Raw genomic sequence first — 9399 nt, 5'->3', positions numbered from 1 at the left:
AGAGTTGAATTCCTTGACGGGGTAGATTCATATATCTCTTTTTTTGTCAACTTCTAATACTGTACCGACGCTCTAGGACTTTCATAAACCGGGTTTTTTCCAGAGTCTGTGGGCTGTAACGAAGTCCGATCGCAAAAACCCGGTTTCTCGCCAGTCACCCACAAATCAAAGAAACCGGGTTTTTCACCAAATCTTCGCCTGTAACCAAATATTCTCGCAAAAACCCGGTTTCTGCCCACCCACCCATCAAATACAAAACAACTGCCGACAGCCAAAACCGTCAACAGTTGTTTTATATATTCAATGCGGATGGCGAGACTCGAACTCGCAAGGACATAATGCCACACGCACCTCAAGCGTGCGCGTATACCAATTCCGCCACATCCGCTCTTTCTAGCAATCTCCGGGATTTTTGCGTTACCAGTTAAAGATTCACAGGTTGAGGTTCCTGACATTTAACTTGTGACTTGCCCTTTTAGACCGCCGATTTACAATCATAGCACCACTACCAGCAAAATGTAAAATAAATTTTTGTGAACAATTTCTGGAAAACGATTATCCAGAACATACCGAAAGGCATTATTGTACAGAATATTGAGTGAATTAAGCAGCGAAGATGGGGTTCTCGAAAATTTTAATCGCTAATCGGGGAGAAATAGCTCTCCGCATATTGCGGACCTGCGAGGAAATGGGGATTGCCACGGTCGCCGTACACTCCACCGTAGATAAACACGCCCTGCACGTCCAGTTGGCAGACGAAGCCGTTTGCATCGGCCCCCCCACCAGCAGCAAAAGCTATTTAAACATCCCCAACATCATCGCGGCAGCCCTGACACGCAACGCCGCAGCCATTCACCCCGGTTACGGCTTCCTCGCCGAAAACGCCCGATTTGCCGAAATCTGCGCCGACCATCAAATTACCTTCATCGGCCCGTCTCCGGCAGCCATGCGGGCGATGGGCGACAAATCCACCGCCAAAGAAACCATGCAGCGAGTGAAAGTCCCCACAGTTCCCGGTAGCGAAGGATTGCTGGCGGACGATCGCGAAGCTTTGTCAATCGCCCGCGACATCGGCTATCCTGTGATGATCAAAGCCACAGCCGGCGGTGGTGGTCGGGGGATGAGGCTAGTGAGAGAAGCATCCGAACTCCCCAAACTATTCTCCGCCGCCCAAGGCGAAGCCGATGCAGCCTTCGGCAACCCCGGACTTTACCTCGAAAAATTCATCGAAAGACCCCGCCACATCGAAATCCAAATCCTCGCCGACAACTACGGTAACGTCATCCACCTCGGCGAGAGAGATTGTTCGATTCAGCGCCGACACCAGAAACTCCTCGAAGAAGCCCCCAGCCCAGCCCTCACCCAGAAACTGCGAGATCAAATGGGTCACGCCGCCGTCGCCGCCGCCAAATCCATCAACTACACGGGTGCGGGCACTGTCGAATTTCTGCTTGACAAATCGGGCAAGTTCTACTTCATGGAAATGAACACCCGCATCCAAGTAGAACATCCCGTCACCGAGATGATTACAGGTCTCGACTTGATAGCCGAACAAATTAGGATCGCCCAAGGAGAAAAACTGCAAATCAAGCAAAACCAAGTAATTCTCAACGGCCACGCGATCGAGTGCCGCATCAATGCCGAAGACCCCGATCGCAACTTCCGCCCTCACCCCGGCATAATCAGCGGTTATTTGCCTCCCGGTGGCCCCGGCGTGCGGATGGACTCTCACGTCTACACCGATTACGAAATACCGGCTTACTACGATTCTTTAATCGGTAAAATAATTGTATGGGGGCGCGATCGACCGACCGCCATCTGCCGGATGAAGCGGGCATTGCGGGAATGCGCCATCACCGGTGTCCCCACCACCCTGGGCTTCCACCAAAAAATCCTCGATTCCCCCGAGTTTCTCAGTGGCGAAGTTTACACCAATTTCGTCGAACAGTTCTTGAACCAAAACAGTCATTAGTCAATCGGTTTTGGATTTGGGATTTGGGATTTTGGATTGAACAATTGAAGAAAGCAACCCCACGGATCAATCCGGGGGTTTTTACCCAAACTGCTTTCAGTCAACCGTCAACAGTCAACAGTCAACAGTCAACCGTCAACCGTCAACCGCCAACTCTTACATCATCATCGTCAGTAGCCCTTGCTGACCGAGAATCATTTCTCGCAGCAAGCTACAGATACCCACCCAAATAATCGGCGTAATGTCCACCCCGCCGATCGGCGGTACAATCTTTCTAGTTACGGCTAAAAAAGGTTCCGTCGGCCAAGCAATCAGACTCAACGGCAACTTGCTCAGGTTCACCTCGGGATACCAAGTCAGGACGATCCGAAAAATAAACAGCAAGGTCATCACGACTAGGACAGAGCCCAGAATCCAACTTGCAACGGTAATACCAGTCATGGGTCTTATCTCGAAATTTTAAGTTTTGTTAAGTCTGCTATTCATAATTTTAACCGTTTCACAGGTGCGATCGAAAGTATAAAATTAATAAAAATCAAATTGTTGTAACAAAGGCTTTGAATCTATGACTCCTTCTCTCGCGAACTTTTTGTACAGCCTGCTGATCGGCGTGACAGTGGTAGTGATTCCAGCAACGATCGCCCTGATCTTCATCAGCCAAAAAGACAAAATCAAGCGCACCTAAAAAGTCAGCGGGTTTCTAAGTCCGGCGCTGCAAGTATATTGTGGGCTACAAGTCGGGCATTTCCCCGATCCGAGAAACCTCGGCTGCCAGCAACTGTCAAGGCAAAACCTTCAGTTGACTGCCAAGCTGAGGTTTTTTCCCGTTAAACTCATTATTATACTCACTTCCCAAGCTGAAACCCTGACCGGACGCTGCCCCAGAAAGCACAGTCGGGCTGACAGACTTAATGATAGATGTAAAATCTAACTCGTTAACATAGGAAAGACATAGGAGATAGGCTAATGGTCAATTTAGGATTGAACTGGAGCAGCCTGTTAGGGATTATCCTAGCAGTAGCAGGGGCAGGACTGTATTTTCTGCGATCGTGGCGTCCCAAACTAGCCCGAGACCACGATATTTTTTTTGCAGCCGTCGGCCTGCTGTGCGGCGGTATTCTGTTATTTCAAGGATGGCGGCTTGACCCAATTTTGGCATTCGGTCAATTTCTGCTGGCAGGTTCCGCCATATTTTTTGCAGCAGAAAGCATTAAGCTGCGAGGAGCGACCACAGCCCAAGCCAAAAGTCGCGCCCAATACATAGATGAAGACCGACCGGTCAGCAACGCCTACGGTTACGACGGCTACGATGCCGACATGGAACAGCTAGAACCAGAGGAAGACTATCCGCAGCGTCCCCGGATCAGAGGCAGCCAAGACTACCGTTCCTCTCGGGAAGCCTACGACGACGAACCCCGCCGCCGCCCCTCGAATCGCAACGGCAGCGTTAACACCGGACGGCCCGACTCGCCCGATCGAGCCTCGCGCAAACGTCCCTCTCGCCCAGAAGCCCCGCCTGCCCAAGAGTCTGACAACTGGGACGTTTCAGACAACCCCGAAGAAAGACCGACCCGCAGCCGCAGCAGTCGCCCCCCTGCTTCGGAAAACCGCAGTTCCGATACGCCGCCGAGAACCAAAAAACCCCGTCCTACGGAATCATCCAGGTCTCGCCCCAGCAACCGCGACGTGGAAGCACCGCCGTCAGACTACGTGGAGTATCGACCTGTAGAATACCCGGAAGACCAACCGGATAATTCCCCCAGTTTCGACAAATAGGCAAACACTAAGTAGATGGGTGAAACTCAACATTTCTCGTACCCGCAGGCAAAAAAATCAGTTGCGTTTATTGATGCCCATCTACTTATTCTCAGATATGAAAGTGCTCAAAAAGACTGTAAATTGCGAGGGTGAAACCCCAGCCAAACATAGATATATACAAATAAAAGCTAATTTTATTCAAAAATTATTTTGACATACCTAATCTGTGGAACTAATCGACAGCATAATAATCTAAATATAAAATCCCCAATCTTAAATCAGCAAGATGCCATTACTCGAAATAGGAGATCCGGCTCCCTGGTTTTCCGTTCCTTCTACAAATAACCCCTTATTTCATTTCCCGACTGTTGGCGGCCGGCGAGTCGTGCTGTTTTTCTTTGCCAGCGCAGCTTTTGAACAAATCCAAGTTATCCTCAAAAGCTTTCAAGAGCTTTCAGAAGAATTCCAAAGCTTGCAAGTAGCGCGGTTCGGAGTGAGCGTTGACCCAGCAGACAAAGAACTAAACAGACCGACAACAATTGCTCCGTCATTCATCTTTTTCTGGGACTTACACAAACAAGTCAGTCAGCAGTATGGTGTTTGCCGAGATGTCGAACAAAATGGAGTTGCCGGAGTTCACTATGCACCCCAAACTTTTGTTCTCAACGAAAACCTTCAGGTAATTAATATTTTGCCGATGGGTGAACCGCACCAACACGCCCAGCAAGTATTAGACTTTATTCAAACTTTGCCCCCAATTGAGGAAGCCCGATCAGCCACTCGCCACGCCCCGGTGTTGGTAATTCCTAACGTTTTGGACAAAGCATCTTGCCGCAGTTTGATCGATATGTACAAAACTCACGGTGGAAGTCCTTCGGGCTTTATGAGGCAAATAGGCGGGAAAACAGTGGGTCTGCACGACGACACTTTCAAGAAGCGCCGAGATTTCTTTATTCAAGACGAGGATTTCCAGCGACAATTGAGTGCGATTATTCTGCGCCGGGTGCTGCCGGAAGTAGAGAAAGCTTTTCAGTTTACAATTACCAGGTTTGAACGGTATTTGATAGGTTGTTACGATGCTGACAGCGGCGGTTATTTTCGGCCGCACCGCGACAACACTAGCAAAGCTACGCTGCACCGAAGGTTTGCGATGACGCTAAACTTGAATGTGGGAGAGTACACGGGGGGATTTTTACGGTTTCCAGAGTACGCGCCGCACGGTTATAAAGGTGATTCTGGCACGGCGATTATTTTTTCGTGTTCTTTGCTGCATGAAGCGACGCCGGTGATTAGCGGCCAGCGTTTTGCTTTGCTGTCTTTTTTCTACGGCAATGAGGATGCTGCGGTACGACAAACTAATTTTAAGTATTTAGCTGCTGATTCAGATTCCCGAATTGGAGAACCGGCGTAAGGAATGTCACTACCGTGGTGCAAGTCCTAAAATAATTACAAAAGGTAGTTAGCGGTTAGCCACAAAACCTAATTTCTAGCTACCGATCGCTAAATACTAAATCGATCGCCATGAATTTCACACTTCTAAGTTTAGCAGTATCGGGAATTTTAACGGTTGGGGTTGCAGCCAGCGCCAGTGCGGTTGTTACGAGCTCTCCTGTGCGGCAATCAGCAGATTTAACGGCATTTAATGCGGTGCATTCCCAGGGTGCGATCGCCCAAACAGTCGAAGAACAAACCAATATTCGAGTCTACGAAAAGGCTAGTCCGGCGGTTGTTACAGTCGATACAGATAAATCTAACGGCAGTGGCACAATTATCAGCCCCGACGGCATGGTGTTAACGAACGCCCACGTTGTTTCGGCAGGCGGTACCGTCAATATCATTTTGTCAGACGGTACAAAACTTGTCGCCGATGTCGTCGGATTCGGCGAAGACGGTCTAGACTTAGCCGTGGTGAAGATTCGCGATCAAAACAATTTGCCCACTATTCCTTTAGCCCGTCCCGGTTTGGTGAAAGTCGGGCAACAAGCATTTGCGATCGGGAATCCCTTCGGTCAATTTCAAGGTACTTTGACAGTCGGAATCGTCAGCCGCATCGACCAGCAGCGTGGCTTAATTCAAACTGACGCCGCCATCAATCCCGGCAATTCAGGAGGCCCTCTGCTCAACAGTTCAGGAGAATTAATCGGCGTCAATACTTCTATTTTTACTCGCGGTCGGGGCGGTGGCAGTATCGGTATCGGTTTTGCAATTTCAGCAGACAAAGTACCCGCTTTCCTGACAGCGGTACGAGAAGGGCGAGCTCCCCGCGTGGCTCAAGCCCGATCGCCCTTTGGTGGCAACAAATCACCTCAAAAAGTTGCGTTAAACGGGCCCGCCGTCAGCGGCCTCCTCACCGACAAGTCTAGCGTTCTGCCCACCGACAACAGCTTTTTTGATCTCTACTCGTTTGAGGGAAAAGCGGGCCAGCAAATCACAATAGAAATGAAAAGTCAAGAAATTGACCCTTATTTAATTTTGCTCGGGCCCAACCAGCGCGAAATCGCCCAAGACGATGACGGGGCAGGCAGTAAAGACGCCAGAATTACAGTCAGGCTGCCAGCAGACGGGACTTACACGTTAGTGGCAAATTCCTACCAAGCTAAGCAGTCAGGGGCTTATACGTTAGAACTGAAAGCGAGTGCTCCTACCGCGCCTTCTCGGGCGATTTTGCAAGAAGAAGGCGCTTTAGTCGCAGGCGGCCCAGTATTGCCGTCTGACAACAGTCTGTATCGAGAGTATACTTTTGAAGGTCGATCGGGTCAGTCTGTAGCCATTTCCCTCGAAAGTACAGATTTCGATCCCTATGTGGCTATCTTTGACCCTAACGGCCGATTAGTGGCAGAAAATGACGATGAGAGCGATTCGACTAAAAATGCGTTTCTGACCGTTACTTTGCCCGCTACGGGTCGCTATCGCGTAATTGTCAATGCTTACGATGCTTCGGGTCGGGGTCGTTACACTCTAACAGTCCGGTGAAAATTGGGCATGGGGCGTGGGGCATTGGCAAAACAGGGCATTGGTAGCACCTAACCAATAATCCATGACTACGGACTACTGACTACTGACTTCTTCCTTCCTTCTTCGTTGCAAACCGAGGTAATTCATGCGTCAAGTTAGATTTTGGGCGATCGCGCCAATTGCTCTACTAGCTACTTTTTCTGGCAAGCCGACTGTCTCGCCGCTAGTTTCAAATTTAGGTGGAGTTGCTAACAGTAGTTCCCCCCTCATTTCAGGAGAAATTCCTCAAAATTTACCTAACGCGAAGCCTGCTGGCAAGGGGGTTTTAGCTCAAGCAAGCCCCAACCCGTCGCCATCACCACAAAGTTCGCCAACTCAGAGTCCAACTGTAGAACCTCCGCCGAGTCCTGATGCGGGTTCATCTAAAGTCATCTTAGAGCAAAACGGAGAACTCAGCCCTGCTAAGTCTTCTGTACTGCCCTCTGACAGCAGTTTGTACGACGAGTATACCTTTGAAGGCACTCAGGGTCAGAAAGTGGTTGTTACCGTAGAAAGTACCGAGTTTGATACTTATCTCGCTATTTTCAACTCCCAGGGCGAGCTACTAGCAGAAAATGATGATGCGACGCAACAAAATTCCAATTCAGAGCTTACTGTTACCTTGTCTGCGAACGGTCGCTATCGCGTCATTGTCAATGCTTACGATCCGCCTCCAAAAGGTAGAGGCAAGTACAGTTTGACCGTCCGTGAAACAACGGGAAATTAGTTTGAACAAAACTTGGGAGTCAGGGCACGGCATTGCCGTGTCCCTATAATTCCAAGACGATCGCACTACAAGCAACTGCGATCGACTTTAGTAAATTCATGTGTTTCTATGTAGGGCTTGCTGAATCAGTGTCAAAAGGTTACACCAAAAGGGTTAAGAGAGGGTACAAGCGAGTTAGGTGCAAGATAAACAGGTAAAATAGCACAAAACCCTTGCATCACCACCTGCAATCGTGTACCGAAAAGTTGAGCTGGCCCCACAACCCCCATCCGAGTTTGAACTGCCCTTCGGAGGCAGCTTGTCACGAGATAACCGTTGGGTCAAAATGACCCAAGTAATCCCGTGGTCAGAATTTGAAGCAGAATATGCTAAAAACTTCCCCACAGAAATGGGCTTAAGGGCTAAATCCTTTCGGATGGCATTGGGGGCATTGATCATTAAAGAGAAACTCGGAATTAGCAATCGTCCAAGAGTAGAACAAATTCGCGAAAACCCATATCTACAATACTTTATCGGTCAATCAACCTACAGTAATGAACTACCCTTTGACCCATCACTATTAGTTCACTTTCGGCAACGAATCAGTGGGAACTTAATTAATAAAGTGAACGAAAAAATGGTCAAAAAAATGCGTGAAACTACCTCAGTTAAAACCGAAAAAAAAAGGATTCGGACGCAAAAAATGAGTTACCCAATCAAGGAAAATTAATCATAGATGCAACCTGTACCCCAGCCGACATTAGCTATCCGACCCACTTAGGAATATTAAATCGAGCCAGAGTTCATACCGAAAAAATCATCGACATTCTCTATAAGTCTCTCAAAGAAAAAATCAAGAACAAACCCAGAACCTACCGGAAAATAGCCAGAAAAGACTACTTAGCAGTAGCAAAACAAAAACGTCCCACCCGGAAAAAAAAGACAAGCAATTAAGAAACAACTGCAATATATCAAAATAAACCGGGATCTTATTGAACAGCTAATCGAGTCAGGTGCTCCCTAGAAAATCCGAATAAAAAGCAATATAAAACCTTGTTAGTTGTAGCTGAGGTTTATAGTCAACAGCTCTGGTTATTTGAAAATAACAAACAGAGCATAGAGGATAGAATAGTAAGTTTAAGCCAACCCCATATCCGTCCCATTGTTATAAGAAAAGCGGGGAAACCAGTAGAGTTTGGAGCTAAACTATCAGCGAGTTGCTTTGAAGGATATGTATTTTTAGACCGGATGAGTTGGAATAACTTTAACGAATCGGGAGACTTAAAAGCCCAAATAGAAGCGTATTATGCCTTCACAGGATACTATCCAGAATCAGTCCATGCAGATCGCATTTATCGAAATCGAGAAAACCGAGCATTGTGTAAAGAAAGAGGAATTAGAATTAGTGAACCGCCTTTAGGAAGACCTCCAGCTAATGTGAGCAAAGAAACCAAAAAACAAGCCTGAGAAGATGAAAGAATTAGAAATGCGATTGAAGGAAAATTTGGACAAGGAAAACGAAGATTCAGCTTGAATCGGGTCATGGCAAAACTTGATAATACTTTTGGTACAGCTATTGCTATTACTTTTTTAGTAAGCTGTTGTACCTTTAAATACGGTATAATAAAAAAGGAGTTTAGTCAATCTATACAAGAATGCCAGCTAAAAACCATCTCAATCCCCAACAAATAGAGAAACTACAAAAAGCCTTAAGAGAAGAAGAAAAGGCAAATGTCAGAGAAAAACTTCTGATTTTATTATTACTTAATGACGGCAAAACACAATCTAAAATCGCTGATTTTTTGGGTTGTTGAGTCAACACAGTATCTTATTGGTGTATGAAGGGAGACCCCGACAATCTAGAAAGTCTAATAGATGAAAGGATGAAGGGAAATCACAAAAAAGCCACAGATAAATATATAGATATGTTATTATAGGCCATAGAAAAAGAGCCTCAATAATTAGGATA

General features: G+C 47.3%; 7 protein-coding genes, 1 tRNA gene and 2 pseudogenes. 8 read left to right on the top strand and 2 right to left on the bottom strand.

The genetic code is table 11. The features are described 5' to 3' along the window. Positions 1-304 precede the first annotated feature (304 nt). Positions 305-388 (bottom strand) — tRNA-Leu (locus QUA36_RS29970). A 228-nt stretch (positions 389-616) separates the two neighbouring features. On the opposite strand from QUA36_RS29970, the gene accC reads away from it, so the two are divergent. Continuing rightward, positions 617-1972 (top strand): acetyl-CoA carboxylase biotin carboxylase subunit, encoded by a 1356-nt coding sequence (gene accC / locus QUA36_RS29965; RefSeq protein ID WP_333160754.1) that lies wholly within the window; start codon positions 617-619, stop codon positions 1970-1972. Positions 1973-2128: 156 nt separating this feature from the next. Here accC and QUA36_RS29960 read toward each other — a convergent pair whose 3' ends face one another. After that, positions 2129-2413: a YggT family protein gene (locus QUA36_RS29960; RefSeq protein ID WP_006634856.1), complete on the bottom strand. Its 285-nt coding sequence runs from the start codon at positions 2411-2413 to the stop codon at positions 2129-2131. 124 nt (positions 2414-2537) lie between these two features. Here QUA36_RS29960 and psbX point away from each other — a divergent pair, with 124 nt between their 5' ends. The 7 genes and pseudogenes from psbX to QUA36_RS31500 form a co-directional block, all read left to right on the top strand. After that, complete coding sequence (psbX, locus tag QUA36_RS29955; protein ID WP_333160753.1) at positions 2538-2657, top strand: photosystem II reaction center X protein; 120 nt, start codon at positions 2538-2540, stop codon at positions 2655-2657. Positions 2658-2938: 281 nt separating this feature from the next. Next, positions 2939-3748, top strand: a complete 810-nt coding sequence (locus tag QUA36_RS29950) for a Ycf66 family protein (protein ID WP_333160751.1) — start codon at positions 2939-2941, stop codon at positions 3746-3748. Positions 3749-4016: 268 nt separating this feature from the next. Next, complete coding sequence (locus QUA36_RS29945) at positions 4017-5141, top strand: redoxin domain-containing protein (RefSeq protein ID WP_333460013.1); 1125 nt, start codon at positions 4017-4019, stop codon at positions 5139-5141. 110 nt (positions 5142-5251) lie between these two features. Next, on the top strand, positions 5252-6703 hold the full coding sequence (locus tag QUA36_RS29940) for a DVUA0089 family protein (RefSeq protein WP_333160746.1): 1452 nt from the start codon (positions 5252-5254) through the stop codon (positions 6701-6703). A gap of 127 nt (positions 6704-6830) precedes the next feature. Next, positions 6831-7451: a pre-peptidase C-terminal domain-containing protein gene (locus tag QUA36_RS29935; RefSeq protein ID WP_333454318.1), complete on the top strand. Its 621-nt coding sequence runs from the start codon at positions 6831-6833 to the stop codon at positions 7449-7451. A gap of 232 nt (positions 7452-7683) precedes the next feature. Continuing rightward, a pseudogene (locus tag QUA36_RS29930) lies at positions 7684-9122 on the top strand (IS5 family transposase). Then, positions 9086-9364: pseudogene (locus QUA36_RS31500) on the top strand (helix-turn-helix domain-containing protein); the annotation flags it as partial. The pseudogenes QUA36_RS29930 and QUA36_RS31500, both read left to right, overlap by 37 nt. Positions 9365-9399: the final 35 nt, after the last annotated feature.

The sequence above is a fragment of the Microcoleus sp. Pol10D4 genome, from assembly GCF_036701555.1.
GTDB lineage: Bacteria > Cyanobacteriota > Cyanobacteriia > Cyanobacteriales > Microcoleaceae > Microcoleus.
Note: the sequence above shows the minus strand (reverse complement) of the source record. Positions and strands in the feature narration are given on the sequence as shown.